Source organism: Brucella haematophila, assembly GCF_005938105.1.
Taxonomy (GTDB): domain Bacteria; phylum Pseudomonadota; class Alphaproteobacteria; order Rhizobiales; family Rhizobiaceae; genus Brucella; species Brucella haematophila.
Genome location: NZ_VCPE01000018.1, coordinates 23,390 through 49,938, shown reverse-complemented (window position 1 = coordinate 49,938; position 26,549 = coordinate 23,390). Strand labels below are relative to the sequence as shown.

Sequence of the window (26,549 nt, the reverse complement as noted above, 5' to 3'; positions counted from 1 at the left end):
TAGGATCGAGAGTTATCCAATGCCGATTTCTGAAAGGGCGCTTCGGAAGTTGCGTTCGCGGTCCGAATATTTTTCGATCACGTCGGGGATGTTCATCGCCGCAATATGATCGCTCACGAATGCGCGCCGGTCGTTGGCGGCGTTGAGATCGCGGGCGTCGATCTTTGGCAGACCGGAGAAATTCAGCATTTCACGCATGCGATCATCGACAGCCACCATCAGGCTCGGCACACCGGCCTGCATGGAAATGACGTTGCCGTGGAAGCGGCGACCGAAGGAGAAATCCATCGTCGAGCACCAGGCGCGCCATTGATTGGTGTCGAGAAAAGCGTGAACGCTGATCTTCTTCTTGAGATCGCCGGAGCCTTTGTAGGTGAGCGGCCCGACCAGCTCGCCCGTCGTCGAATCGTAGGCGCGGCCATTGGCGTCCGGCTCAAGCTGCATGTCGAAATGCAGAAGCTCATCCTGCACGACATAGGCCGAGCGTCCGTCATCGGAGCTAAGCGCATTCATGTCGCCGATGGTTTCCAACTCCGCGCCCATATAGCCGGTAAAGACGGTGCGGCCCTCGCCCACCTTCACATCCGGCAGGCGGCTGATCGCCTTGCGCATATTGTCGGGACGGAAGTAGAGCGACGGACAGCCAACCGGGCGGACATAAGAAAAGCCCTGATCGCGCAGATAACCGGCAGCGTTCTCGCCGCGCGTGAGGAAATAATGCTCACGGGATTTAAGCACATCCAGAAGCTTCTTCGTGCCCTCAGGCAGACCGTCTTTGCCTTCAATATCCGGGCGGTTCTGGATGCCGATGCCGAGCATCACCACCGGCATGTCCAGTTTAGACAAAACCAGAGCTTCCGCATCAGCAGACAGGCCCTTGCGCAAAAGATTGGCGCAGGTAAAGACGCAGATGTCGAATTCCTTGTTGATCTCTTCCAGACCCGCGCCATTATTGACGCAGTTATAGAGATGCCAGAACGGAATATGCTTTGCTGATGGCAGAAGGGCAGTCATGGCACCCTCTCCGATCAGATAATTGCCCGTATTACTGATGTTCTTCAGTTCCTGGATGAAGTTTTCCTTGGATTCCGGCACGCGTTGCTTTTCCGAATAATAAACCTGCGCCTTTTCCGCGCGCTGGATAAGGCGGGTCAAATGGCTTGGGATGCCAGTGACGAGAATTCGTGGGTTGGCTGGGCGGCTCATAGGTCGACCTTTCTGGTATAATCAGGCAACTGCGCGGCCGGGGAGAACGGCAATCGCGCTGGCATCGTCTGCAACGTCCGGCTGGGAAGACCGGGATTTCGGATAGACAGGGCTGATTTCATTGGCCCAATCCGTGAAGTCGGAAAACGCTGCGCTCCATGTGCGGTGCGCTGCCGAGGCAAGAGCGCCTTCAGCCGTGCGCATCAGCGCGTCATTGTCCTGCGCAAGAATGGTCAGGATGCGCGTCATATCGGCAACGATCTGCGCATCATTGCCATTGCGGATCAGGATGCCGTCGCGGCCATGATTGATGAGTTCATCAACCGCACCAACCGCTGTTGCCACCGGCACACAGCCAAGCTGCTGCGCTTCGGCAATCATCAATGGCGCACCTTCCCAACGAGAAGGCATCAAAAGCACATCGGCCCAGGCAAGATGGTTCGCGATGTCCTTGCCGTCGAAGACCGGCGGCGACACACGGACACCCGCCTCTTGCAGCTTCGTCAACCAGGATGCGCTTGGATCATCAGAGAGAATCTCCCCGCCAATCGCCTGCGCGTCGAAGGAGATACCCTGCTCTCTGAGCTTCATGATCGCGTCATGCAGCCGGTCGATGCCTTTCTGGCGGTCGAGGCGGCCCATATAGAGGATGCGCATTGGTCGGCCTTTTCGGCCTTCCTTGCGGGCAGCCGTCACCTGCGCACGCTGCTTCGCATCAATGGAGAAGCTCGCGCCATTTGGCACCGAGAAGACTTTCTCGAACGGTACGCCAAAACTGTGCAGGTAGATTTTCAACTGATCCGAACAGGTCAGAAACGCATCATAGGCATGTTCAAAGGCGATGGCCGCATAAGGCTGCCCGGCCTGACGGCGGAAGACGGTTTCGTCCACCACATGGAGATAACAGGCCGTGCGCGTTCCCTCGGATCGCAGCTTGCCCATCAGCGGATGCGCTGCCATGACGTGGTTGTTCACGACCAAATCGAAGCCCGAAAGCTGACCACGCAAAATGCTCCAGTCGAGCGGGTGATCCTCGGTGATGAAATCCTGCCCCAGAAAGCGATTCGTATCGCCCCAGGCCGGAATGCCATCCTTCCAGAAGTGGAGATAATCGAAGGCCTGGTCGAACTCGTCCAGCACATCCATGCGTTCATTGCCGAGAACGAAAAGATGGGTTTCAAAACCCTGATTCTTCAGTTCACGACCTGCCGCATAGGCCACCTTTTCCGCACCGCCGAACGATGCATTCGGCACCAGAACCGCCGCGGTCTTTTTCTTCGCGGGATTATGTGCGAGCGGCAGGACCGGCCCACCGCCAATCTCATCGCGCAGCACCTGATACATTTCCGACAAAGCGGGCAAGCGGCGCGGACGCCACGTCCAGCGCATGGCCGCGCTCTGCTTCAGCGGGCTTGTGGCAATCGACGTGACCAGATTGAGCATGGATTGCTCCGGCCGCGACAAGGCGCGACGCTGGCGGACCCGCGGGAACGGAAAGCGCACTTTCATGCGTGCCGATGTGGGCCACAATTGCTGCGTGCCCAGCGATGCGAACCAGTTCAACGCATCGTTCTCAATGATTTCCCGGATCAACCGGGTCGAAACGAAAATCAGATCGGCGTACGGTTGTCGCGTCCCGGACGGCATGATTTCGGTATCGATACGCCGTTCGTTTTCAACATTCGTCAGTTCCACGAAAACGATGTTGGCCTGCTCGGCGAGCTTCTCCAATCGCGACAAAATATTCGGGAACAGACGCGAACGCGTCAGCAGTTTGAGAGTCTCTGTGTTGGACGAGGCAAGAAATGGGGGGAAGTGGAAATTATCGGGTTCCGACACACTGCCCCAGAAGGCCCGGATCGCATCGTCAAACTTGAGATCAGTCGCGCCAAGGCTCGGATCAGTGAAGAAACTGACCGTACCTTCGCCCGCACGAATGACGCCATAGCGCGGGCATTCCTCGTGTTCGAAACCGACCAATGTCGGGCGGCGAAACAGCGCCTTATGTCGCTTGCGCAGGAAGTTGATCGAACCGGAACGGTCACGATTGGCCTCCTTGAAACGACTTTCCGCCCGCAGACGATATTCGAAGCCAGTGTCATGGCATGGCGTTCCGACAAAGCCAGCTTCAATCGCTGAAAGCCAGAATTCCCAGTCTTCAAAACCGTTCTGGCGGTCATCATCGAAGCGAACACCACTGCGGAATACATCCGCAGAAATCATCGATCCCGTATCGCAGATATTATCCGTGATGCAGTGGATGAGCCGCGAATAACTGTCGCCATAGTGGGCGCGCCAGTTGACCGAGAAGGTATCGATATTCGTGTAGACCCAACCCGCATCCGACGCGAGCAGCTTGCGATAAAGCGTATCGATGGTGTGCGGCTGCACACGGTTGTCGGCATCAACAAAGTAGACCGCCTTGACGTCCGGCATCTCTTCGAGAATGTATTCGACAGCACGGTTACGCGCCCCGCCCGGCCCTGCGTTTTCGCCGAAGATCACATGGATATTCGGATGTGCTGCGGAATAGAGCGCCAGACTGTCGAACACTTCGCGTCGTGGATCACCGTCCACCGACACCACGATCTGCGTGCGGAACACGGTTTGCGAAGCGAGGATCGATTCCAGCGCCTCAAGCGCCAGCGCCGCATGTCCGTAGAGCGGCATGGCGACAACGATCAAATCCTTCGATCTATCGTACATTCGCGGCCTCTTTCAGTACCTCTTGGACGGGACTGGTTTCGACATGTTTGACGAGGCGGAAGTTGAACACCTTCAACCAGGAGAAATCGACAGACCCTCCGGCGGCCCGGCTCAACACGACCAGATCCATCGTGCGGTCGATTGGCTCTTCGAGCATGAAGTTGATGTCGATGGGGCGATTGGGCGCCACTTCCGACCAGCCGCTGAACAGAACCTGCGAGCGTCGCCTATCCATGGCAGTCAGCGCGCCAATTTCTTCCTGCGCATCTGACGCCAGATTGACGAGCAGCAGACCGACCGCGCAGGGCTGACCTTCCGGATGGTCGATCACAGCCCGGGCGGAAATCCGCACGGTTCCCGGCGCAACCACGCGGCGGATCGCAGCGGCGGTGATACCCTCTTCCAGCGGGTGGCAACCGATGGCGTCTTCATGTTCCAGAAAACGAACCGTCGGGAAATCCGGCGTGAGCGGCGTTACCGACACATTGGTGACGTTGCGCAGCAGCTCGATCGGCAGACGATAATCGTCCACCTTCCGACCGTTGATCATCGAGGTCGGCACAATGGCATTCGGCAGCGATGCCGGGCGCACGCCCGGCAGGCCGGTGAAGATTCTCAGCGCCAGCGGGCGCATGTCGAGATCGGCATGCGGAATGCGGGCACGCGCAGCGTAGCGCTCATTGGCGATCACATTGCCCAGCGACAATTCCGGCGGAACGCCGCCCGTCGCCGAAATACGCAGCCGCAAGGTGCGATGGCTGCCGTCACAGGCTTTCGGGAGCGAAAAGAAGTTCCACTCCGAATGCAGTGTGCCATAGGGCACCAGCCATTCGGCAATGCCCTCGCCGTTTTCGAGATAATCCAGCGTGACAATCAACTGACCATTGCGGTTGGCGGGCAGATCGCGGAAATGCAGCGCGAAGCCGGACACGGCATAGCTCGAAACCGGAAAAAGCTGCTCGATTTCAGATTCGCGTAGCAGGCGCGCAAAGCCTTCATCCTTCGGATCCACCAGAGGCGCGTGACTGAATATCTCGGTCGACGAATCCCAGTTGCGCGCATGAAAGGCGTCTTCGATGGCGCGATAATTTTCGAACATTGTTTCGCGTTCGCGGCGCAGCATGGCAAGTTCCGCATGCACCTTGCTGACATGCCCGACAAGGCGGTCCAGACTGCTTTCCAGCAACTGGGTCACCAGCATGGGCACGGTTTCCGGCCCGGCCTCATCGACGCGCACGACCGGTACTTCCGGTATGGTGCGCATGCGATAAAGCTGCTGCAGGACCGTGTTCAGTTCGTGTGCGCCTTCATCGGAAGCGGCAACCGCAATGAGCGGAAATGTATTCGCCAGACGCAGACGCTTGCCGTCGCCTTCAACGAAAGCAGTCACGTCGCCCAGAGAAGTCGCTTCCAGCGCTTCACGATCACGCATCGAAGCAATGGCATAGCGGCGGTTCTTCCGCCCCGAGATCGCAGGAAGTGGTGTGCTCAACATAATCGTCCATTGTCTGATGGCCGATTGGGAGGTTCGGCCTACAAGTACAATGAGAAAATACAGACCATGTATTGTCAACAGTGATATAGCGTCAACTATATGATAATATTGCGAATAATTGAAAATGGTTTAATTCAAAATTTGAAACAATATGCAGATATATTCACTATACCTCGTAAACACGCAGAATTGCGGGCTATTATATTATAATACAGGCACTTGAATGCCCGATTGTCGCCACATACCGCTCATCGGACATTCAATACTGCATCGATCAACGTTTTTTGCTGACGTAAACATTCCGACAACCGGAAGCGATTTTCGATGGTTCGCCGCGCTGCCGCCCGCATCTGGAGGCAGGCATCGGGGTCGGCGAGAACGTCCAGCACCGTTTGAGCCAGCACGTCCGTGTCATAAAATGGAACAAGCAGGCCGTTCTGACCGGCGCGGATCACCTCGCGCACCGGCGGCGTGTCGGACCCGATGATCAGCGCGCCACACGCCATTGCCTCGATCACCGACCATGACAGCACGAACGGATAGGTCAGATAGATATGCGCCGTCGAGATCTGGTAAAGCTTGCGCAAATCCGCATGTGGGATGGAGCCTAGAAAAACCACCCTGTCGGGTGGCAGCTCGTGATTGCGCAAAAGATGGTCTCGCCAGGAGCCGCCACCAGGTGGAGGCGTGCCATAGCTGACGCCGTCTCCGCCGACGAAGACAAAGATCGCATCCTTGTTCTGACGAATAACTTTCGCCGCCGCTTCCAGCGCTTGCGGAAAGCCCCGATAGGGTTCGAGATCGCGCGCCACAAAGGTGATCACGCGCGATTCTCCGGCTTTCAGAACACGACCATCCGGCAGCTGCAAAGATGCGTGACGGTCTGGATAGAAAACCTTGGTATCGACGCCTTCATGAACGACCGCGATGCGATTCTGCACCGCCTTCGGATAAAGGCTCTTCTGCCAGTGTGTTGGGCTGAAACCGCCATCCATGCCTTCGAGCGTTACGAGCTGGGCCATATTTCTAAGCCGCAGCCTTTTACGCATCTCAACATCAGGCTTGTCATCGGGCGCAAAGCCGACATCCGCACCATGCGCCCGATAGAAAAATTCGCAATAGCCAAGCGCCGGCGTCGAGGGCAGCACGTCCTTGACGAACATCATGCTGCCCCAGCCGATATGACCTATGACTATGTCCGGCGGCTGACCGTGCCGCGCCATCGATTCAAGCGTTTCGGCGACACGGTAACCGATCCGGGTATGATGATCCGGAACCTCGAGATATCTGGCCATCGCACCATCGGTGCGAGGACCAGATTCAACTCTGTGGCGAATGACGCGGACCGCAGGGAGGCGACGGTCCACCGTCTCGCAAATCAGGCTTACATCATGTCCGCTTTCAGCCAGATGCCCGGCCAAAGCAGCGAACTGACCAAATCCACGTCTGTGCACAAAAGCTATATGCATGTCACAAAACGTGTAGGTTTTTTGGTCGGTATTCGTCGATCAACATCAAATGCCATACCGTGCGGCGTTGCCCCACAGCAATTCCAGTCTGTGTAAAGTCTGGTATGCGATTTCGAGATTTCTAAGATCATCGTCATCGCGAGCAAGGATATGATGATAGTCCCTGCTGGCGTTTCTCAGATTCAGGCAAAGGCGTTCGCCCTTGTCTGTCAGACGAATGCGTGCAGACCGCTTGTCTCGCTGAGAGGCAACACGATCAACATAACCGCCATCGGTAAGCTGTTTTAAATAATAGGAAATGTTGGACCCGACATAGTGCCCGCGATCCAGTAGTTCACCCACAGTGAGCTCGACATCGCCGATCGCCATCAGAACAAGCGTCTGTGCCGGGCCAATGTCCTCTACCCCCAACTTGGTCAGCTCCGTCTTCAGGAGGCTCACAAAGCGGCGGTTCACTCGTTCAATCATCCGGGCCAGTTCGAAATGAGTAACTACGACTGTATGCACCGGGTTTCTGCGTTCCTGTTTCTCGGCGGTTACTTCAGGAAAATCAACGGATGAGTATCCGTCAATTGATGTTTCGACTTCCACTCCCTCGTGCAGAAGTTTTTGCATCTTTTACTCTCCATTTTCAATTTTACTTCAAATTTTGAAGAAATTTTCAATTAGATTTTCTTGTCTCCTTTCGCATTTCCCCGCCGTAATAACTTTTTTCCGTCACATTCTAAGCGGTATTACTTGAATAATACTGATAGATGGGTGACTCTCTTTAGGGATATCCACGACCTGTGACCATACCAAGGCAGACCGCGTATGAACGATACTGGCCAAAAGAACCTAAATGGCAAGAGCTCCGTCGGCAAAAAAGCCACCGATGAAGCGGGAGTTTCGCCCAAAAGCCTAATTTACAGGGCCCGGCGCGTTTTCCTGTCGGGGCTGCTTTATGCGGTGCTTTTGAGTGCCTGTATCAATTTGCTACAACTGACCGTACCGCTCTACATGTTGCAGGTTCATGACCGCGTCCTGAACAGCCGCAGTCTCGACACGCTGACCATGCTGACGATTCTCGCGGTCGGCGCGATGATCGTTTTCGGCGTTCTGGAGTTCATCCGGGCGCTATCATTTCAAGCCATGGGTACCGCGCTGGTGCGCCGCCTCAACCTGGCCGTGTTGACCGCCGCCGTTCAGGCCTCGGTCGATCAGGGGCTGCCAAAGGCGACGCAGACCCTGCGTGATCTCACAGAACTACGCGGCTTTCTGACCTCACCCGCCATCAACGCGCCGCTTGATGCGGCATGGTCGCCAATCTTTCTCGGCGTGCTGTTTCTGCTGCATCCGATGCTTGGTGTTATCGGCGTCGTTGCGGTCGTCATTCTGGTCGCCTGCGGCCTGTTGACCGACCTCCTGACCCGCAATCTCATTCAGGAGGCCAATCAGGCCAATATCGAAGCGGTGACGAAAATCGGCAGCAGTCTGCGCCATGCCGAAGTCATCGAAGCCATGGGCATGCTGCCTGCCCTCGCCCGCCGCTGGCGCACCGTGCAAATGCAGGCACTCGAGGTTCTCGACCTTGGCGGCACCCGCGTCAAAGCACTGTCGTCTATTGCGCGCACGGCGCGTTTCATCATCCAGATTGCCTCGCTCGGCATCGGTACTCTGCTTGCCATGCAGCAGGAAATCTCCCCCGGCGCGATGATCGCGACCAGCATCATCATCGGTCGCCTGCTGATGCCATTCGACCGCATTGTCGAGAACTGGCGTCAATGGGTCAGCGCGATAGCGAGCTGGAAACGTGTTCAGTCGCTGCTGTCTGAAAACCTCGCAGTGCGCCAGACGATGCCGACCCCGCGCCCCAATGGCGATCTTGTTATCGACAAGCTGATCTATGCTGCTCCCGGCGTGGAAGTCCCGATTATCAAGGGCATTTCGTTTTCGATTTCGCCCGGTGAAGTGCTCGGCGTTGTCGGCCCATCGGCGGCCGGTAAATCCACGCTTGCGCGTCTGTTGATCGGCATCGTCAAGCCCACCTCAGGCGGCGTTTTCCTCGACGGCAACAATGTCTATCTCTGGGAGCGCGGCTCGTTTGGCGAAATCGCGGGCTATCTGCCGCAGTCGGTCTCACTGCTGGACGGCACCATCAAGGACAACATTGCGCGCATGGGCGACAGCGATCCGCACCGCGTGCTGGAAGCTGCCCGTCTTGCCGACGTGCATGAAATGATCGGGCGCATGCCGCTCGGTTACGACACACCGGTCGGCGACGGACGACTAACGCTTTCTGGCGGCCAGCGCCAGCGCATCGGCCTTGCGCGCTGTCTCTATAATCGTCCGCGCCTGATCGTACTCGACGAACCCAATTCCAATCTCGACGCCATCGGCGAACGCGCCCTGATGCGCGCCATCGAACACGCCCGTGATGATGGCGCCATCGTCATCATGATCGCACATCGTCCGACTATCATGCAGGTTGCCGACAAGCTGCTGGTGCTTGAAAACGGCCGCATCACACAATTCGGTCCGCGCACCGACGTTGTGGCGTCGCTGACGCCCGGCAACAATAATCCGCAGGCAGGAGCCGTGAACTCATGACCGGAAAATCCGTCATTCCCCGCCGCGTTTCGAATCTGCTCGCACCACGTGCAGAATCATCCGACCACAAGGCGCTCACCCGCTTCGGCAGCGTCAAACCAGAATGGGCTTATGATCTGGAGCGCGAAGACAACCAGTCTCCGCTGCGCCGCCTGATCATCGCCGGGCTGGCCACCATCGGCGTTGCCTTTGGCGGCTTCTTCGCCTGGGCCTATTCCGCCGAACTTGGCAGCGCTGCCGTTGCCAATGGAACCGTCATCGTCGATTCGAAGCGCAAGACCATCAGCCATCTGGAAGGCGGCATCCTCGACCGGCTGCTGGTTCAGGAAGGTGATCTGGTCAAGGTCGGCCAACCGCTTCTCCGTCTCGATGCAACCAAGGCGCGCTCGCAGCTGCAATCGCTCGAAAGCCGCCGGATCGGTCTGATCGCCAAACTGGCGCGTCTAAGAGCGGAACAGGCTGGCGAACACCAAATCACCTTCCCGGATAAATTCGAGGAAGGCGGCGAGAACGCAACAAATGCCATCCGCGCCGAGCAGATCTTCTTCGAGAAGCGACAGACGCAAAAGCGAAGCAAGATCGACATTCAGCAGAAGACCATCGAGCAATATACCGAGCAGGCCAAGGCTTCGACGGCACAGATCGCCGCGACCGACCGCCAGATCGCACTGATCGAAGAGCAACGCAAAGCCATCGCCAGCCTTGTCGAGAAAGGTTTTGCTCAGAAATCCAAGCTGACCGAAATCGAGACCCGGCTAAGCCAGCTTGCGGGTGATCGTGGCGAATATACTGGCGACAAGGCCAAGGCCGAGCAGGCCAAGGCGGGCGCAGAATTCGCCCTGTCCGGTATTGAGAGCGACCTGCAATCGGAAATTGCCGGTGAAATCACCACCAGCCAGGTCGAACTTTCCGACGCAGAAGAACAGATCATCGCCGCAAAGGATGTGATGCGCCGCGTTGAGGTGCTCGCTCCGCAGGAAGGCATCGTCGCCAATATTCGCCTGCGTACGCCGGGTGGTGTCATCTCCCCCGCCGAAGCGATCATGGACATCGTTCCTGAAAACGAACCGCTTGTGGTGGAAATGAAAGTCAGCCCCAACGATATCGACAGTGTCGCAGTTGGGTCGAATGCGCAGATCAAGCTGACCGCCTATAATCAGCGCTCAATGGCGCCTTTCGACGGCAAGCTGACCTATATCGCCGCCGACCAGACCATCGATGACAAGACCAACACGGCCTATTTCGTAGCCCGTGCCGAAATCAATCCGGATTCGCTTGCTGCCAACCCAACAGCCCGCATGTATCCGGGCATGCCTGCGGAAGTCATCATCGTGCATAAAACGCGCCGCGCAATCGACTATATCGTTTCACCGATCACCGACAGCCTCAACCGCGCTTTCCGCGAAGACTAAAACTTGACCGCCCGAAGTTTCGAGCGACCTGCAAGCAAGTTGTTCCAGAATGGAATTGCTTGGGTTCCGTCCCTGACTGAATCTCGCGCGGAGCGGATTCAAACCCGGGCCTTCATTCGCCGAAGAACGGTATTTCGCAGTATACCCTAAAGAAAGATCAGTTTTCCGCATTTTTGAAGCGCCGCGCATTGGAAACGATGCGTGGCGTCATCGCTTTGAAAAATAGGCGTTTTCTTGACAATTTCGTGACGTTTCAAATTTTGAAGCAATTTGCGCTTAAATATAATCCAAATATAAATTATTATTGATACAAAAGTAATTTCAAAAGAAGTTCACAAAATCAGAATATAAATTTTTCGTAATAAATTGTTACACGCTATTCTTATAATTATACCATTTTCCAATGTTGTATTTATCCAAGATACGTATCAGACTACTACGAGCATAATGGTCGGAGCATTCCGGCTTGTGAAACCCAACGGAACACAAGGAGAAGCAGATGGCCACTCTAGAAGGCGGCGCCTACGACGACGTGTTGTTCGGCTCCCGCTTTGACGATTTCATCCGTGCCCATGGCGGTGATGATCTCGTCTTCGGAGGGGATGGCAATGACACCATCTTCGGTGGGAATGGCAGCGACATTCTTTTCGGCGGCACGGGCAATGACGTCCTGTTCGGCGAGAATGGCAATGACATTCTTTACGGTAATGAAGGAAATGACATTCTGAGCGGCGGCAATGGCAGCGACGTGCTGTATGGCGGCAATGGAGATGACATTCTCCAGGGCGGCAACGGCAATGACCTGCTTTATGGCGGCGCTCACAATGACATTCTGTTCGGCGGCAATGGTAACGACATCCTCGATGGCGGTGCCGGCGACGACGTGCTGATTGGTGGTAACGGGAGCGACACGTTCCTGTTCAACGGTGGCGGCGGAAACGACGTCATCCTCGACTTCAATCCTGGCGAGGACATCCTTCAGATTCAGAAGGGCATCAATGGCCTCGACATTTCGTCCGCGGACGATCTTGCCGATCGCGTCACGCAGGTTGGTGGCAATGTCGTTGTCGATCTCGGCAATGGCGACACCGTTACCCTCGTGAACACCAGTGCTGACGACATTCAGTCACATCCTGACCAGTACTTCACTGTTCACTGATTGAACCAATAATGGCGTGCCCGGCAGCCTCCCGCCGGGCACGCTTTTGATTTTGAAGCGTATTCCGAAAAGTGACTGCCAGTTTTCGGATCAGAATGCGGGCTCCTCGTTGATTTTCCTGCATCCGACAAGAATGAAAGGGTATTCGCATTGAACCTCGACCATTCGGCGGAAATTGCAAGCGGCTCCGGGGCAAGCGATATCGGAACGCGCGATATCCGGGAAAGCAAACCCGAAAATCTCTCAATCTGCCGCCTTTGCGCCGACGTCGCTGTGATCGCCTGGGACATTCCAAGCCCGGCGCGCCAGTCGACCAAATGTGCGCTTGAAATGCCCGTCCAGCCGGTACCGCTGCTGAGTGTCGGTATTCCGCTGGAAAACGGCGGCACGCGTATGTTCTGGGCCATGCGCACGGGCAACGAACCCGTTGAATTTGCGCTTTCTGCCGGTTCCCTCGGCCCCACGGTTCAGTCCATTCTCTATCCAGCCAACGAGCTTGCATCCTTTGATAGCGAGCGCATGCTGTCAGAGCTGACCCTGCCGGGGCACATCAAGCTGCTCTCGACCATTTTGACCACATGGCGCAGCGCGTTCCGCCTGTCGCGCAATCAGACTTTTGCAGCGCTGGTTCGCGACATCACATTGGCGCTGACGCCAGAGCCGCGCGAAATCCAGAACTGCGGCCAGCCAGTTGCCGGGCATCATCTGCTGGAGACTGCTGTCGATCCGATGCTGGGCGAAATTTCAGCCATCTATGGCGTCAGCAATGGAAGCGTCATCGTTATCCCTCCACGCTTCACGGTCGGCCAGCAGTCGCACAAGGCATGGCAGCCTTGCCATCTTCTGGTTGAATCTCCGCAGGATTTGCCCTCATCGTTTCTGTTCGTCCTGACCGGGCAGAAGGGTGTTGCGATCCGTAAATTGTCCGATAGCCCGTCGGAGCCGATGGATTTCGGCAAATGGTGGACGAAATGGCAGGGCAATGCCGATCTGCGTGAATTTCTGGTCAGTCAACTCGCCAAGCTTGGCCAAAGCGGCCCGGCTGTAGCCATCGACCTGCAAAGCCGTTCACCTCTTCCAGTACGCCAGATCACACAATCCGCAAGCCATAACCCGGCGGCGGAAATCGACCTCGCACTTGCACTGGATAACGGGCTGATCGTCGGCGGATGGTACCATGATCCGTCCGCGATGCTGGGCGATATCGAATATCTACCGGCCAATGGCAGCGCAATTTCGCTGAAAGCCCATTTTCACAAATTCCCTGGCAAGATCGCCAAGCGCGAAGATGCGCCACAGGCCGATGTGACAGGATTTGTCGCGTGGCTTCCCGCAGCCAAGAACCTAGGTCCTCTTCTGCAACCGCGTTTCCAGATGCGGCTCACATCCGGCGCAACCGCGCCTTTGGTCCCTGCCCCGCAGCCGTTCGAACCGGCGGAGCAGCGTAAGCGCATCTTGCGTGCCGTGCCGCCGCAGCACGCACGCCCGAAAGTGTTCGAGACCATTCTCGCTCCCGCGCTGACCGAAGTGGAAAAGAAGCTGGGCGCGACCGTGCGCATTGCGGAAACCAAGGATTTCGGCACCACGCCCGCCAACCCGGTCGCGTCGATCGTCATCCCGCTTTATCGCAATCTGGATTTCTTGCGCTTCCAGTTTTCATCACTGGCAACCGATCCCTGGATCGTCGGCAATGCAGAACTCATTTTCGTTCTCGATTCGCCGGAAATACACGACGATACGGAGCATATGCTGGGCGGCCTGCATATCTTGCATGACCTGCCGTTTCGCCTTGTCATCATGAACCGCAATGGCGGTTATGCCCGCGCCTGCAATGCGGGTGCGAGCGTGGCAACGGGTACGGCCATTGTGATGCTGAATTCCGACGTCGTGCCGGAAAAGCATGGTTGGCTGCAAGAATTGCTGCAACCGCTCTTCGACAACAAGCGGCTTGGCGCTATCGGCCCCAGACTTCTGTTTGAAGACGGCTCGCTTCAGCACGCAGGCCTCTATTTTGCCCGTGACCGCCACGGCGTATGGCTCAACCATCATTACTACAAGGGCATGCCCGGCAGCTATGCGCCTGCCCTTGTCGGACGCGATGTTCCCGGCGTTACTGGCGCTTGCCTTATAACCCGCAAGGATATCTTCGATCTCGTGGGCGGATATACTGAAGACTATGTGATCGGTGACTATGAAGACAGTGATCTCTGTCTGAAAATTCGCCAGCTTGGCTTTCAGGTTTACTACGACCCTGCCGTCGCGCTGTATCATTTCGAGCGCCGTTCAATCCGCCGCAGCGCTGATTATATGCGTGGCCTCGCCAGCCAATATAACTCCTGGATGCACACCCAGCGCTGGGACGAAGACATCACCGACCTGATGGCTCCGCCAGAAGACGACACGCAGACCGCGTCGTCGTCCAATGTGATCGTAGCCAAATATGAAAGGAGCGTCGCTTGACCGACGTGGTAGCGCTGAAACAGCCTGAAACCAAACTTCCAATTCCCGAAGAACAAATCGGCTGGCTGACACGCGCCGTCTTGAAGAACCGCTTCCTGCCCTCACCCGATCCCAACAGCGTGTTTGTGGGCGATGGTGATTTCCGGGCCGTCGGTGCAGAGTTTCTTGGCCATTTTATCCGCAAAGGCGGACTCAAGCCCGATGCGCGCGTTCTCGATATCGGATCAGGCATCGGACGCATGGCCGTGCCGCTGACGCAATATCTCGACCCCGCCAAGGGTCGTTATGCGGGCATCGACCCGGTGGCGGGTGGCACGAACTGGTGCCGCCAGCACATCAGCGCGCTTTATCCGAACTTCCAGTTTCAGCACATCGATATAGCCCATGCGCTCTATAATCCGCGTGGCGCTGTCGATGGGCATCACCTCGTTCTGCCGTTTCCAGACAAGAGTGTCGATTTTGTCATCATGACGTCGGTGGTGACGCATCTCGCCGCTGACGAAGTCAAAGTCTATCTGCGGGAAATTGCCCGTGTGCTGGCGCCGGGCGGCAAACTGTTCATGACGGCTTTTGTCGTCGATGACATCGCCGCACGTGACCGCCATGGCAAACGCGACCCGCGTCTCAGTTTCGAACGCAGCGGTGCAGGCCCGTGCTGGTATGTGCCGGAGCTGCCACCACTCGCCGCCGTCGGATTCGAAAACGGCTTTCTGGATCGCGCATTGGCGGGTGTCGGCCTGACACTGGAACTGAAGTCATTCGGCCACTGGCGCGGAATCGCATCCGACCATTATCAGGATCTGTTCATTGCGACACGTGGAGGCGCTGCCTGATGGCCCAACGCGTGCTCGTCGCTGCCCATAATCACCCCTCGCTGCATCCCGGCGGGACGGAAATCTTCGCCCATGACCTGTTCCGCGCCTATCAGCGCGCCGGTTGCGAAGCATTGTTTCTCGGAGCCACCAACAAGGTTCACCGTCAGGAACGGCCGGGAACGAGCTTTCAGAGCATTGGCAATGGCGGCGACGAAATCCTGCTCTGGTCTGGTCATTTCGACCGTTTCAACATGAGCCAGGTCGACCTCTACGGCATTGTGCCAGACATTGTGGAACTGCTGAAGGATTTCCGCCCGGATGTGGTGCATCTTCACCACCTTCTGCTGCTCGGTGCGGAATTTCCGCATATTGTCCGTCGCACATTGCCGGATTGCCGTATCGTTCTGACATTGCACGACTATTACCCGATCTGCCACCACGATGGACTGATGGTGCGCACAACCGGCAAGGAACTTTGCTACGGCGCCAGCCCGGATCGCTGCCATGCCTGCTTCAAGGACATAGCGCTCGACAAATTCGTGCTGCGTGAGCGCCACATCAAGTCATTGCTGAGCGCGGTTGACGCCTTCGTGTCTCCGAGTGAGTTCCTGAAACAGCGTTATGTTGACTGGGGTCTGTCGGAAGAGCTGATCAGTGTCATTCCGAACGGTCAGCCTGAACGCCCTTCGATCGACACCCCGCGTCGCGAACGAAACAAGCCTGTGTTCGGCTATTTCGGCAATCTGAACCCATGGAAGGGCGCGACTGTTCTGCTCCGGGCGGCGCAACAGCTAATCAATGAAGGTTTCGACTTCGAATTGCGCGTGCATGGCGCGGCACCCTTTCAAAGCGAGAGCTTTGTCACCGAAATCGACCAGCTTTTCACTGAAACAGCCCCTTTCGTGCAAAGGCGTGGAGCGTATCGGCGCGAGGATATCGCGCAACTGATCCGCACCGTCGATTGCGCCATCATGCCATCGATCTGGTGGGAAAATGCGCCCCTCGTCATTCAGGAAGCACAGGGACAGGATTGCCCGGTCATCTGTTCCAATATCGGCGGCATGGCTGAAATGATTACGGACGGCGTAAACGGCCTGACCGTTCCGCCCAATGATCCGCAGGCGCTGGCGGAAGCCATGCGCCGTATGGCGGAAAACCCGGAGCTGCGTCAGTCACTCAGCGACAATGCACGCCATCCGGACACCATCGACATGACGGCATCGCGGTATCTCGATCTGATCGGGACATTACGAACGGCCTGCGTCGAGGCAGCATAAGAGGTAGATCATGAACATCGCGACCAAAGTTCCAACCGAAGGGGCAGCAAAACCGGCAGCAGCACAGGCTGCATCCGCCGCACCTCAGAGGACAGAAGCCATGAAAGGACGCGTTGACGCCATTGAAGAAGGCCGCCTGTACGGCTGGGCGTTCGATCCCGGAGCACCCACCGAACGGCTTTTGATCCGCGTTCTTCTTGATGACAAGCCCATCGCGGAAGCACCGGCGGACAAGGAACGTCCCGACCTGAAGCGCAACGGCATCGGCGACGGCTTGCACGCTTTCGAAGTGATGCTGCCGCAATTCGCCGCCGCTCGCGCCGGTGAACTTGTTGTCGTTGCAGCCAATGCGGCAGGCAATGAGCAGAAACTCCGTGTGCCGAAACCAGACGAACAGGCCGCAGAAGCGCTGATTGCAGCGCCGATGACACGCATTCTCGACAAGCTCGACATGTTGATGGCTGCGCAGCGCCAGTTACAGGTCAACCAGCGTTCGCTGCAACGTGTGGCTCCGGTACTGGATAGTTCCGGCAACGCTGCGCCTGCCGAAATGGCAGACATAACCGCATCCGTGGATAGCTTGCGCACCGATCTGCATCAGCGCATGACTGAACTCGACGTGCATATCATGCGCATGGATGGTGTTGTTGCCGGGCTTGAAAAGCGCATGGACGACGTGCGCAAACGCACCGGTGGCGACGTGAAAATGTTGTTCATGCTGATGTACGTTATGGCAGGGTTCGTCGCCGGCGCCATCCTGACGCTTTTCGTGATGCGCTGAGGGGAAACCCATGACGCAAGACGAAAGATCCGCCACGCAGCAACCGGTAGCAAAACCGGCCCGACCGTCGGAACGCCCGCCCATGATGATGGAAGGCGAGATGGTCGTCGGCTGCGTGATTGAGGAAACGCTTCTGCTCGTGCTCGGCATCGGCAATGCGAGCGGCGATCAGGTCACGGCTTTTCTGAATGGCGATCCAGCGCTGAGCGTCAAGGTGAACCTCGTCACCTGGCCGCTGAAAGAGCCGTCTCCCGCTGGCACTCATGGCTTCGTGGCCATTGTGCCAACCGGCGTTCTGCGCCGGGGTATCCTCAAGACCGTGATGTTCCAGCACAAGGCAAAGGTCGCGCGTTACAATTTTGCTTCCCGCGCTGCACCTGTCGCCGATTTCGTCGCCATGATCGGCGATCTTGCCGGACCAAGCCTGCCAACCGTCATTGATGAACTGGTGGAAGGGCTGATTTCCGGTCCGATCGGGCGCAAGAAGCTTGCCGCAATTACGGTTCTGTTGCAGGTCGGCGCGCGCTCCGATGGCTGCATCGAGCTGATTGGGGGCAGCGACGAAGGCGAAATCTTCGTTCAGGGCTGGGCGCAGGATCTGACGCCCGCCGTCACGCGACTTCTCATCAGCGGTAAAAACTCGTCGCTGGCAGAATGTTCAGTCAGCGTTTTCGCGCGCCCTGATCTCAACGATCAGGCGTCGGGTTTTGCCGGTTTGCTGCTTGCCAACGAACCGGTTGAACCGAACGATATCGAACGCCTGCTATTTCGCGGACGACGCGGCTGGCGCTTCACGGAAGTCTATGATCGCAGGCTGCTGGCCGGATCGCGCGAGACGCCGGGGCATATTCGCGCCATCCTGCCGCGCGTGCGCAGTTCGACGGATATTCTGCTGCGGTTGCGCTCTGCCGCCAATCGCTTCGACGGCGGTGAGACCGTCTCTGGCCTGCCCTTCCCGGTAAGGCTTGGCATCGACAATGTGTTTCGCGTCGAGGGCAGCGGCATTCTGGTTTCTGGTTGGCTGCTCGATCCCGACAGCCATGTGGAAAGCGTCAAGCTGCGCCGCCACCGCGGCGAGATACAGGTCGACAGCACATGGACCCGCTATGACCGGCCGGATGTCACCCGCGAGTTCGACAACCAGCCGCCCTTCAATGCCGGTCTCGACCCCAATCGTCATGCGCATGGTTTCGTGGCCTTTGCGCCCGAACTTGCAGGCGACAGCACGTCACCCTTCTATATCGAGCTTGCCATCAGCGATGGACGCCGCGCCTTTCATCCACTGACGCCGACCCGTGTGACATCACGCGATGCGATTGTCCGGCAGATACGTGCGACGGACCCCAATGCCTGGGCGCTGCGCCACATTGTCGATCAACAGCTTGTTCCCCTGCTGAGCGGCGTCAGCCGTCCGGCGCCGGAAGTGTTCGGCGTCGTTGATCTGGGCCCGTTCGAAGATGCGGTAAACCACGCCGCCAATCTGGCGATCATCATCGGTGTCGATGAACGGGTAGAAGAGATAGAGCCTCTGCTGGCCCTGCTCGCACTCGATCCGGAAACCCGCATCGCGCCGATTGTCGTGGCGGCAGCAACGGAAATCATCGACCGTATCGGGGTACAGGTTCGAAGGCTCGCCGACTTCTATCGCCTGCGCATCCGCCTTGTTTCGGCAAGCGGTTCGGAAGACCTTTACGATGCGCTGGAAGTTGGCGCGCGCGCCGTCACAACCGACAAGGTGGTGTTTCTGGCAGGCTCGCTTTTGCCGCGACGTGCCGGATGGCTGAACAAGCTCGTCACGGCCTACGACGCACATCACGACTGCGTTCTTTCGCCAACACTCGTTTACGAAGACGATTCCATACGCTGGGCCGGAACCTGGGTTGCAGGGCCGCAATCAGATCGAGCCCTCATCAGCCGCTATGCCGGTTATCCAATGGATTCAGTTTCCGGCATGTCACTCACAGAAGTCGCCACGGCGACCTTCGAATGCTGCATTCTGCCCCGTAGCGCCCTGTTTTCGGTTGGCGGCTTCACCCGCGGTTATCTTGGCACGCACGAAAAAGGGCTGGACCTTGGCTTGAAACTGAAACAGTCCGGCTTGCGCTCCTATTGGCTGCCATCGGCACAGATGCTCGGTTCCGACGATGTGTCCGTCACCGACAGAGCATCAACCATCGCATTGATCGAGCGGATCGACCGTCAGGTCTTTGATGCACGCTGGTCGAATATTCTTGCTGGCAGGCGCAGCGCACAGATTGAGGAACCCGCATGAGCGACAAACTCCGCGTTCTGGTCATCTCGCACGCCCACCCGTCGATCTCGCTGGGCGGAGGTGAAATCGCATCCTATAACCTGCACAAGGGGCTAAACGCCATTCCCGGCGTGCAATCGGTCTATCTGGCCCGCGCCGGACACCCGATACCGCGCCACGGCACAACGGCATTGATGAGCATGCGCCGCGCCAGCGACGAAATCCTGTTTCACGCCGACGAATATGATCACTTCTACCTGTCGAACAAGAACACGGACGAAATCCGTCGCGATCTTTTGCGCTTCGTACGCGATTTTGATCCGGATATCGTTCATTTCCATCATGTGATGGGACTGGGACTGGAAACGCTTTATGCAATCCGCGAGACCTTGCCGGATCGCATCATTCTGGTCACGTTCCACGAATTCCTGTCCATCTGCAACAATGACGGCCAGATGGTAAAAGCCGGAACCTCGAAGCTTTGCAACGAGGCCTCGCCCATTGATTGCCACGCCTGCTTTCCGCAGGTTCCGCCAGCGCGGTTCCTCAAGCGTGAGCGCTTTGTACGGGGAATGCTGGAACTGGCCGACGCCTTCATCTCGCCGAGCCAGTTTCTGGCAAACCGCTATCACGAATGGGGCCTGAGCCCCGACAAGATGGCTGTGATCGAGAACGGCATCGCCATCCGCGAGGTTACGCCACCGCGCGAATTGACCGGCCCGAACCCGCGCCGCAGCCGCTTCGCCTTTTTCGGCCAGATCAATCCGTTCAAGGGCATCGACGTACTGGTGGACGCGGTATCGCGTGTTCCGGAACAGGTATGGGGCGAAGATTCCCGCCTGATGATCTTTGGCGGCAATCTGGAGAAGCAGCCGCCTGCCTTTCAGGAGCGGATGCAGAAGCTGATCGAAGAGGCCGGTCCCCGCGTGCGTTTTTATGGCGCTTACCAGAATGCGGAAATGCCGCGTCTCATGCAGTCGGTCGACTGGGTGGTGATGCCGTCGATCTGGTGGGAAAACTCACCCATCGTCATTCAGGAAGCCTTGCATCACCGCCGCCCGGTGATCTGCTCCAATATTGGCGGCATGGCCGAGAAAATTCGCGATGGCGAAGACGGCCTGCATTTTCGCGTCCGCAGCGCCGAAGATCTCGCAGACCGTTTCACCGAGGTTCTAAGCGAGCCTAGCATATGGGACCGACTTCACAATTCTATCCGTCGTCCTGTACACTATGTTGATTGCGCCAAAGAGCATCTCGACCTTTATAACCGATTGCGTGAGGCGAAGCCTCGCAAACCGAAGCCGGCAGTGAGTGAAACTGTCCTCTCTCAGGCAAGCTGAGCCTGGCTTGCTTGGAATCATGATCTTACGCATTTCCGAACGCAAAACCGTTTTACACTTTTGCTGGAAATGCTCTTACCAAAGGAAAACCGAATGGCCCGCGCCCTCGTGATGATTCCCGCTGGAGAAGTGTATGACCACGACAATGTGCGCTGGTACCGTCACACCGACGTGCAGGGTAGCATCAATCACTATCACAATATCGGCGATGCTTTTGTGTTCGAGTCATCACTCAAGCTGATGAACTATGAAAAGGCGTCCGAGCTTCCCATAACCGCTTATTCGCCGGAAAAGATCGATCAGCTACGCGAGGAATATGATTATGTCATTCTGCGCGGGTCGAACTATGTGAACAAGGACATGAACTGGCGCGAGAGCATTGCCGTCCTGCAACGTTTGAAGCTGCCGGTCATCGCGTTTGGCATCGGCGCGCAGGCCCCCTCCAAGGGCGCGCTGGAACTCTCCGAAGAAACCAAGGCCGTACTACGCATCATCGCGGATTCGACGGTCTCTATTGGCGTGCGTGGCGCTTATACGGCGCAGGTGCTGAACGATATCGGTATTCGCAATGTGCGCATCATCGGCTGCCCCACGGCTTTCCGCCGCAACAACCAGCATTTGCGCATCAAGCTGCCGCCGCTCGACAGCGTAGAGAAGGTTGGCGTCACCGTACGCCGCGAGGTTTCACCTGCCTATGCACAGGACATTGAGCAATATCTCACCCGTCACCGCGACCTCATCAAGACAATGGCGCGGCGCTTCGACGTCACGCTGATGGCCCAAGGCGAGATCGATGAGAAAAAGATGGTATTCGGCACACCCGAACAGAAGGAAGAGGCCATCGCCGCTCTGAAGGCGCATCGCTGGACCGCCGATTGGTATTTCGACGATGAAATCGAAAATCTCTACCGGAACAAGATGTTCTATTCCGATGTTGTGGCCGATTACGAAAACCTCGTGCGCCAGCAACAGCTTGTGCTTGGTTATCGCCTGCACGGCAATCTGATGGCGCTCGCCAATGGCGTGCCGTCGATCTATTTCACCTATGACAGTCGCACGGCCGAATTTGCCGAGACCTACAAGATTCCAAGCTATGACGTTTTCAGCGACAAGCCGTTCCGTCTGGAAGATTACTGGGATCAGTCGCTGTTCGACAAATATAACCGCGCATGGTTTGAAACCTATGCGGAGATGAAGCAGTTCCTCGACGAAAACGGTATCGACAACAAGATGACCGATACCGGCCTGCCAGTGGAAACGCTCAAAGTCGCCTGATCCTTGATTATTTCGAGCGTCTAGCCTTTACCGCCGACGGTTTCGGACTGTCGGCGGCAATGGGCTTGTCTTTCTGCTCTTCAGCAAGCAGTGACCATGCGGCAATGAACATGGCCGCAATCAACGGCCCGATAACGAAGCCGTTGATGCCGACCAGCGAAATGCCGCCAACCGTCGAGATCAGCACCACATAGTCCGGCATACGTGTGCCCTTGCCGACCAGCGGCGGGCGCAGCAGATTATCCACGAGACCGATGACCAGCGTTCCGATCAGGACGAGAATGACGCCCTTGCCCCAGTCACCGCTGACAAAGAACCACACGGCGGCAGGCACCCAGACAAGCGCCGCACCAACTGCTGGCAGCATGGAGAAGAAGGTCATCATCACGCCCCACAACAGGGCTGCCTCGATCCCCAGCAGCCAGAAGGCAACGCCACCGATGGCGCCCTGAATGATCGCGATGATGATGTTGCCCTTGACCGTTGCACGGATAACAGCGGTGAATTTTTCCAGAAACTGACGTGTGTAGTCGTCGCTCAGGGGAATGGCCTGCCGGATTCTGCGTCCCAGATCCGCACCGTCGCGGAACAGGAAAAACAGCAGATACAGCATGATGCCGAAGCCGATGAAAAATTGCAGCGTGTTCTGGCCGAAGCTGACGAGACGACCAGCGAAAAGCTGGCTGCCTTGCAGGATTGTCGCTGAAATGCGCGAACGCCATTCGGCGAAACTGCCAAGCTCAAAGCGCTTGAGCCAGTCTTCCAGCGAATCCGGCAGTACGGAAAGAATGCTGGTGATGTAGCTGTTGAGGTCAAATTCGCGGCTGCTCAGCCGTTGGTAAAGGGAGTTTCCTTCCTGAACCAGCGAGCTGAAAATGATCAGCACCGGAATAATGACCAGACAGATGCACATCAGCACCGACAGAAAGGCTGCAAGATTGCGCCGTCCACGCAGAAGCCGCACGAGATATTGCTGAACGGGATAGAAGATGACAGCGAGTATGACCGCCCACAGGACCGCAGTGTAATAAGGAATAAGCAGCCAGGCGAAGGCGATCGTGACGAGCGCCAGAAGAATATAGAAACTTACGCGCTGGACGGACATTTTCACTCACCGACATTGTCTTGGGAGTCGACCCTGCCCAAAATCTGCTTTTTATTCAATAGCGTATTTCCGGCAGAGCCTTGAGAGGCGTTGCCGGAAACAGCTAAAAACAGGAACATCTGGCCCTATTCAGATATCAGGCTGCGGCCCGAATGGAAGGTAGCGCCGCTTGCGGCAAAACGCGTGCAATGGCGCTGAGAAGATCGCTTTTCGACACGACGCCGACCACAAATCTGTTCTCGTCCACGATGACAGCCACATGGGTAAGACCATCGGTCAGAACTGGAAGCAGGCTCAATGCGGCATCATCCGGCCCAGCCGTAATGGCCGGGATCACATGATCTTTCAGGCTTTCGCCCGGCTGGATCAATTCACGCAGGCCAACCATACCGGTCAAACGCCCATCGGAACCCGTCACAGGCAAGGTCAGGATACGATGGCGCAACAGCAAATTGCGGGCCTGATCGCCGGAATCGGTTTCACCAATGCTGATAACATCGCGTGACATGATGTCGGCACAAGTCAGATCGCCGTGGGCGCGGATCGATGCCTGCAATTCCACCTGCCGCAACAACCGGCCAAGATCGTTGCGGTCGATGTCGAAGCTCTCATCCAGCGTGTTCAGCGCTTCATCGATATCCTCTTCCCGAATGCCGGTTCGCACCGAAGGCGGCAAGTCCTTGGTCTCGTGCAGGCTCACTGGCGCAGTAGCCGCATTGTGCGGATATTTCCGCCGGGCAAGCTTGTGGAACAGGATGCCCACCCCCACCAGCAGACAGGAATTGAAACCGACCGGCACGAGCGGAAACCACAGGCCCCAGCTTGCGACCGCCTGACCGCCAAGCACAGCCGTCAGCGCAGCAGCGCCGCCGGGCGGATGCAGACTGCGCGTGACCGACATGGCGGCGATTGCAAGCGAAACGCCAAGCCCGATAGCAAGAGCTGGGTCGCTGACATAGCGAGCGACAATCACGCCGACCAGCGCGGAAATCGTATTGCCGCCGATGATCGACCATGGTTGTGCGAGTGGACTGTTTGGCACGGCAAACAGCAGCACCGCCGATGCGCCGATGGGCGCGACGATCAAGGGCAGATGCGGACCGTTACCGAGCAGAAGACCCGAGACAAAACCGGTGAGAGCGATGCCAACCAGCGCCCCAATGCAGGCAATCGCGCGCTCACGCAGCGTCGCACCCGCAAGAAGCGGATTAAACAGCCGGAATCGCGACACAGGCGACCCGTTATGGTCAGGAGATTTCTGTCGGGTCATGTCACACTGCAGCCAGAAGCGGCCTGTCTATTCCAAGCTTTCCCGGGAACTGCAACCGATCCCGCTATTGATGAGCGTGAGTATCCTGTCTCCGACATATGCGAACAAGAAAGCAAATCCGTATGTATCGGAGGGGAAAAGAAAATTCTTCCGCTATTGAAAGCTTATCAAGAATATCGGTCTCACCAGCATTTCCGTTCCCAATAGCATAAGCCCGACAAGAAACCAGAGGCGAAACCGTTCCGGACTTATTTTCTGGCGAAAAACCTGCCCAAGCGCCATGCCTGCCAGCGCTGGCAGGACGGCGGCGAGCGAAATGAGAAGAATATCGCCGCTATAGGCCTGCCGCGAGGAAAGCCCGAGAGCAAGCGCAATGGTCGACACCGTGAACGACAATCCCAATGCCTGCACCAGATCGTCTTTCTTCAGCCCCAGCGCCTGAAGATAGGGAACAGCGGGGATGACGAACACGCCGGTCGCACCGGCGATCAAGCCAGTCAGAAGACCGATCAGCGGCGAGAGCCAGACTTCGTGCCGAGCCGCTACGTGCCACTGTCGGGCCAGCAGCGTATACCCAGCATAAATGACCAGGCATGCACCGAGCAGCGCGGTGGTCAGGCTCGTCTCGCCGTCGACCAGCATGAAGGTGCCGATCCACGTTCCGACTATGATTGCCACCATCATGGCCCAAAGGCGCAGAGCCAGCGCACGAAAACTTGGCCCGGCCAGAAGCTGCCAGACATTCGTAATGAATGACGGAACAATAAGCAGGCTTGCTGCTGTCAAAGGTGAGATCAGCGCGCCCAACACACCCATGGCAACGGTTGGCAATCCCATGCCGGTCAGGCCTTTGACAAAGCCAGCGCCAAGGAAAGTGAGGCTAATCGTGACGATAAGTGCGGCTGATTGGGTCATTCTTCCGCTATAGAGAAATCCCCGTTTTGCGAAATGCGGAATTTCCATATTCTGCCTTCGGCTTTACCGAAGGCATAATATCGGCGATAAACAAGCATGCGTTTCGACCTTACAGACCTTCGCCTTTTCATCGCCGTTGCCGACGCCGGAAGCATTACGCACGGCGCTGCGGAAGTGGGGCTAGCCCTGCCCTCCGCAAGCGAACGCTTGCGCGATATGGAAACCATTGGCGAGGTCAAGCTTCTCGAACGCGGCAGACGTGGTGTTACGCTCACTGCGGCGGGGGAAGCGCTTGCGCATCATGCGCGCATCGTGTTGCGCCAGATGACCGATATGCATACCGATCTGATCGCCCATGCCAAGGGCATGCGTTCAACCGTGCGCGTGGCGGCCAATACGGCTTCCGTTACCGAATATCTCCCGACGCGACTTGCCCGGTTTATGGCCGACAATCCGCAAATCGATGTTGAGCTGAAAGAACGGCAGAGCGCGGAAATTGCAAAATCTGTTTCCGGCGGCTTTGTCGAGATCGGCATATTGTCGGACGCTGTCGATACCGCTGGACTGACACTCCTCCCCTTCACCATCGACCGACTGGTTCTGATTACGGGACCAGACCATCCCCTCGCCGCCAGAAAATCGGCCTGTCTCGCCGATGCGCTGCATGAACCGTTTATCGGGCTCTATTCAGGTGCCCTCTACAATCACATTGAAACCCATGCGGCACGTCTTGGCGTCAAGCTGAAGACGCGCACGCGGCTGCGTACATTTGAGAGCATTTGCCCGATGGTCGCCGTAGGCGTCGGTCTGGCGATCATTCCGGAACTGGTTGCGCACCGTATGATGACAACAACCAGCATCGTGCCAATACCGCTGACGGATGCATGGGCCACGCGGCATTTGTCGCTGTGCATACGTTCGCTGGATGAGCTGACCTCATCGGCGCGTGCACTGATCGACCACCTGTCGGCAGAGCGTCCATTGGACAATGCAAACGTCCCGACGATTCAATCTTAACTGGAAT

At 57.2% G+C, this 26,549-nt stretch carries 19 protein-coding genes; 11 read left to right on the top strand and 8 right to left on the bottom strand.

Annotated elements, in window-relative coordinates; genetic code table 11:
• Positions 1–12: 12 nt before the first annotated feature.
• From FGI60_RS21460 to FGI60_RS21440, 5 genes are all read right to left on the bottom strand, one after another.
• Positions 13–1,206, bottom strand: a complete 1,194-nt coding sequence (locus tag FGI60_RS21460) for a polysaccharide pyruvyl transferase family protein (RefSeq protein ID WP_138786903.1) — start codon at positions 1,204–1,206, stop codon at positions 13–15.
• Positions 1,207–1,227: 21 nt separating this feature from the next.
• Complete coding sequence (locus FGI60_RS21455; RefSeq protein WP_138786902.1) at positions 1,228–3,912, bottom strand: glycosyltransferase; 2,685 nt, start codon at positions 3,910–3,912, stop codon at positions 1,228–1,230.
• Positions 3,902–5,407, bottom strand: a complete 1,506-nt coding sequence (locus FGI60_RS21450) for a DUF6212 domain-containing protein (RefSeq protein WP_138786901.1) — start codon at positions 5,405–5,407, stop codon at positions 3,902–3,904. The genes FGI60_RS21455 and FGI60_RS21450 overlap by 11 nt, the downstream gene beginning before the upstream one ends.
• Positions 5,408–5,655: 248 nt before the next feature.
• The gene (locus FGI60_RS21445; protein WP_138786900.1) at positions 5,656–6,876 is read right to left on the bottom strand and encodes a glycosyltransferase family 4 protein; all 1,221 of its coding nucleotides are present in this window, start codon (positions 6,874–6,876) and stop codon (positions 5,656–5,658) included.
• Positions 6,877–6,921: 45 nt separating this feature from the next.
• Positions 6,922–7,491 (bottom strand): MarR family winged helix-turn-helix transcriptional regulator, encoded by a 570-nt coding sequence (locus tag FGI60_RS21440; protein WP_078337044.1) that lies wholly within the window; start codon positions 7,489–7,491, stop codon positions 6,922–6,924.
• Between the two features lie 198 nt (positions 7,492–7,689).
• Here FGI60_RS21440 and FGI60_RS21435 point away from each other — a divergent pair, with 198 nt between their 5' ends.
• The 10 genes from FGI60_RS21435 to FGI60_RS21390 all read left to right on the top strand — a co-directional run bounded on the left by FGI60_RS21435 (position 7,690) and on the right by FGI60_RS21390 (position 22,235).
• The gene (locus tag FGI60_RS21435) at positions 7,690–9,465 is read left to right on the top strand and encodes a type I secretion system permease/ATPase (RefSeq protein WP_138786899.1); all 1,776 of its coding nucleotides are present in this window, start codon (positions 7,690–7,692) and stop codon (positions 9,463–9,465) included.
• Entirely contained in the window at positions 9,462–10,877 is a 1,416-nt protein-coding gene (locus tag FGI60_RS21430; RefSeq protein WP_138786898.1) for an HlyD family type I secretion periplasmic adaptor subunit, read from the top strand. The genes FGI60_RS21435 and FGI60_RS21430 overlap by 4 nt, the downstream gene beginning before the upstream one ends.
• Before the next feature lie 499 nt (positions 10,878–11,376).
• A complete protein-coding gene (locus FGI60_RS21425; protein WP_138786897.1) occupies positions 11,377–12,036 on the top strand; it encodes a calcium-binding protein in 660 nt (219 codons plus the stop codon).
• 150 nt (positions 12,037–12,186) lie between these two features.
• A complete protein-coding gene (locus tag FGI60_RS21420; RefSeq protein WP_235889889.1) occupies positions 12,187–14,496 on the top strand; it encodes a glycosyltransferase family 2 protein in 2,310 nt (769 codons plus the stop codon).
• Positions 14,493–15,329, top strand: coding sequence for a class I SAM-dependent methyltransferase (locus FGI60_RS21415; RefSeq protein WP_138786896.1), 837 nt, complete (start codon positions 14,493–14,495; stop codon positions 15,327–15,329). Before FGI60_RS21420 ends, FGI60_RS21415 begins: the two co-directional genes overlap by 4 nt.
• On the top strand, positions 15,329–16,588 hold the full coding sequence (locus FGI60_RS21410; protein WP_138786895.1) for a glycosyltransferase family 4 protein: 1,260 nt from the start codon (positions 15,329–15,331) through the stop codon (positions 16,586–16,588). Before FGI60_RS21415 ends, FGI60_RS21410 begins: the two co-directional genes overlap by 1 nt.
• Positions 16,589–16,598: 10 nt before the next feature.
• Entirely contained in the window at positions 16,599–17,369 is a 771-nt protein-coding gene (locus tag FGI60_RS21405) for a hypothetical protein (protein WP_138786894.1), read from the top strand.
• 10 nt (positions 17,370–17,379) lie between these two features.
• Positions 17,380–19,641 carry a glycosyltransferase family 2 protein gene (locus FGI60_RS21400; protein WP_138786893.1) on the top strand — a complete coding sequence of 754 codons (2,262 nt, stop codon included), beginning with the start codon at positions 17,380–17,382 and terminating at the stop codon, positions 19,639–19,641.
• Positions 19,638–20,960 (top strand): glycosyltransferase family 4 protein, encoded by a 1,323-nt coding sequence (locus FGI60_RS21395; RefSeq protein WP_138786892.1) that lies wholly within the window; start codon positions 19,638–19,640, stop codon positions 20,958–20,960. Before FGI60_RS21400 ends, FGI60_RS21395 begins: the two co-directional genes overlap by 4 nt.
• Before the next feature lie 93 nt (positions 20,961–21,053).
• The gene (locus FGI60_RS21390; RefSeq protein ID WP_138786891.1) at positions 21,054–22,235 is read left to right on the top strand and encodes a polysaccharide pyruvyl transferase family protein; all 1,182 of its coding nucleotides are present in this window, start codon (positions 21,054–21,056) and stop codon (positions 22,233–22,235) included.
• Positions 22,236–22,242: 7 nt separating this feature from the next.
• Here FGI60_RS21390 and FGI60_RS21385 read toward each other — a convergent pair whose 3' ends face one another.
• From FGI60_RS21385 to FGI60_RS21375, 3 genes are all read right to left on the bottom strand, one after another.
• Positions 22,243–23,340, bottom strand: a complete 1,098-nt coding sequence (locus tag FGI60_RS21385) for an AI-2E family transporter (protein ID WP_138786890.1) — start codon at positions 23,338–23,340, stop codon at positions 22,243–22,245.
• 136 nt (positions 23,341–23,476) lie between these two features.
• A complete protein-coding gene (locus FGI60_RS21380) occupies positions 23,477–24,610 on the bottom strand; it encodes an HPP family protein (RefSeq protein WP_138786889.1) in 1,134 nt (377 codons plus the stop codon).
• 153 nt (positions 24,611–24,763) lie between these two features.
• Positions 24,764–25,525, bottom strand: coding sequence for a sulfite exporter TauE/SafE family protein (locus FGI60_RS21375; RefSeq protein WP_138786888.1), 762 nt, complete (start codon positions 25,523–25,525; stop codon positions 24,764–24,766).
• Positions 25,526–25,621: 96 nt separating this feature from the next.
• On the opposite strand from FGI60_RS21375, the gene FGI60_RS21370 reads away from it, so the two are divergent.
• A complete protein-coding gene (locus tag FGI60_RS21370) occupies positions 25,622–26,542 on the top strand; it encodes a LysR family transcriptional regulator (RefSeq protein WP_138786887.1) in 921 nt (306 codons plus the stop codon).
• Positions 26,543–26,549: the final 7 nt, after the last annotated feature.

What these genes read in the sequence shown, in the direction of transcription:
- FGI60_RS21400 (WP_138786893.1), top strand. Translation starts at nt 17,380, where the DNA reads ATGACGCAAGACGAAAGATCCGCCACGCAGCAACCGGTAGCAAAACCG.
- FGI60_RS21455 (WP_138786902.1), bottom strand. Translation starts at nt 3,912, where the DNA reads ATGTACGATAGATCGAAGGATTTGATCGTTGTCGCCATGCCGCTCTAC.
- FGI60_RS21445 (WP_138786900.1), bottom strand. Translation starts at nt 6,876, where the DNA reads ATGCATATAGCTTTTGTGCACAGACGTGGATTTGGTCAGTTCGCTGCT.
- FGI60_RS21385 (WP_138786890.1), bottom strand. Translation starts at nt 23,340, where the DNA reads ATGTCCGTCCAGCGCGTAAGTTTCTATATTCTTCTGGCGCTCGTCACG.
- FGI60_RS21390 (WP_138786891.1), top strand. Translation starts at nt 21,054, where the DNA reads ATGGCCCGCGCCCTCGTGATGATTCCCGCTGGAGAAGTGTATGACCAC.
- FGI60_RS21380 (WP_138786889.1), bottom strand. Translation starts at nt 24,610, where the DNA reads ATGACCCGACAGAAATCTCCTGACCATAACGGGTCGCCTGTGTCGCGA.
- FGI60_RS21375 (WP_138786888.1), bottom strand. Translation starts at nt 25,525, where the DNA reads ATGACCCAATCAGCCGCACTTATCGTCACGATTAGCCTCACTTTCCTT.
- FGI60_RS21395 (WP_138786892.1), top strand. Translation starts at nt 19,638, where the DNA reads ATGAGCGACAAACTCCGCGTTCTGGTCATCTCGCACGCCCACCCGTCG.
- FGI60_RS21405 (WP_138786894.1), top strand. Translation starts at nt 16,599, where the DNA reads ATGAACATCGCGACCAAAGTTCCAACCGAAGGGGCAGCAAAACCGGCA.
- FGI60_RS21450 (WP_138786901.1), bottom strand. Translation starts at nt 5,407, where the DNA reads ATGTTGAGCACACCACTTCCTGCGATCTCGGGGCGGAAGAACCGCCGC.
- FGI60_RS21440 (WP_078337044.1), bottom strand. Translation starts at nt 7,491, where the DNA reads ATGCAAAAACTTCTGCACGAGGGAGTGGAAGTCGAAACATCAATTGAC.
- FGI60_RS21410 (WP_138786895.1), top strand. Translation starts at nt 15,329, where the DNA reads ATGGCCCAACGCGTGCTCGTCGCTGCCCATAATCACCCCTCGCTGCAT.
- FGI60_RS21425 (WP_138786897.1), top strand. Translation starts at nt 11,377, where the DNA reads ATGGCCACTCTAGAAGGCGGCGCCTACGACGACGTGTTGTTCGGCTCC.
- FGI60_RS21430 (WP_138786898.1), top strand. Translation starts at nt 9,462, where the DNA reads ATGACCGGAAAATCCGTCATTCCCCGCCGCGTTTCGAATCTGCTCGCA.
- FGI60_RS21435 (WP_138786899.1), top strand. Translation starts at nt 7,690, where the DNA reads ATGAACGATACTGGCCAAAAGAACCTAAATGGCAAGAGCTCCGTCGGC.
- FGI60_RS21460 (WP_138786903.1), bottom strand. Translation starts at nt 1,206, where the DNA reads ATGAGCCGCCCAGCCAACCCACGAATTCTCGTCACTGGCATCCCAAGC.
- FGI60_RS21370 (WP_138786887.1), top strand. Translation starts at nt 25,622, where the DNA reads ATGCGTTTCGACCTTACAGACCTTCGCCTTTTCATCGCCGTTGCCGAC.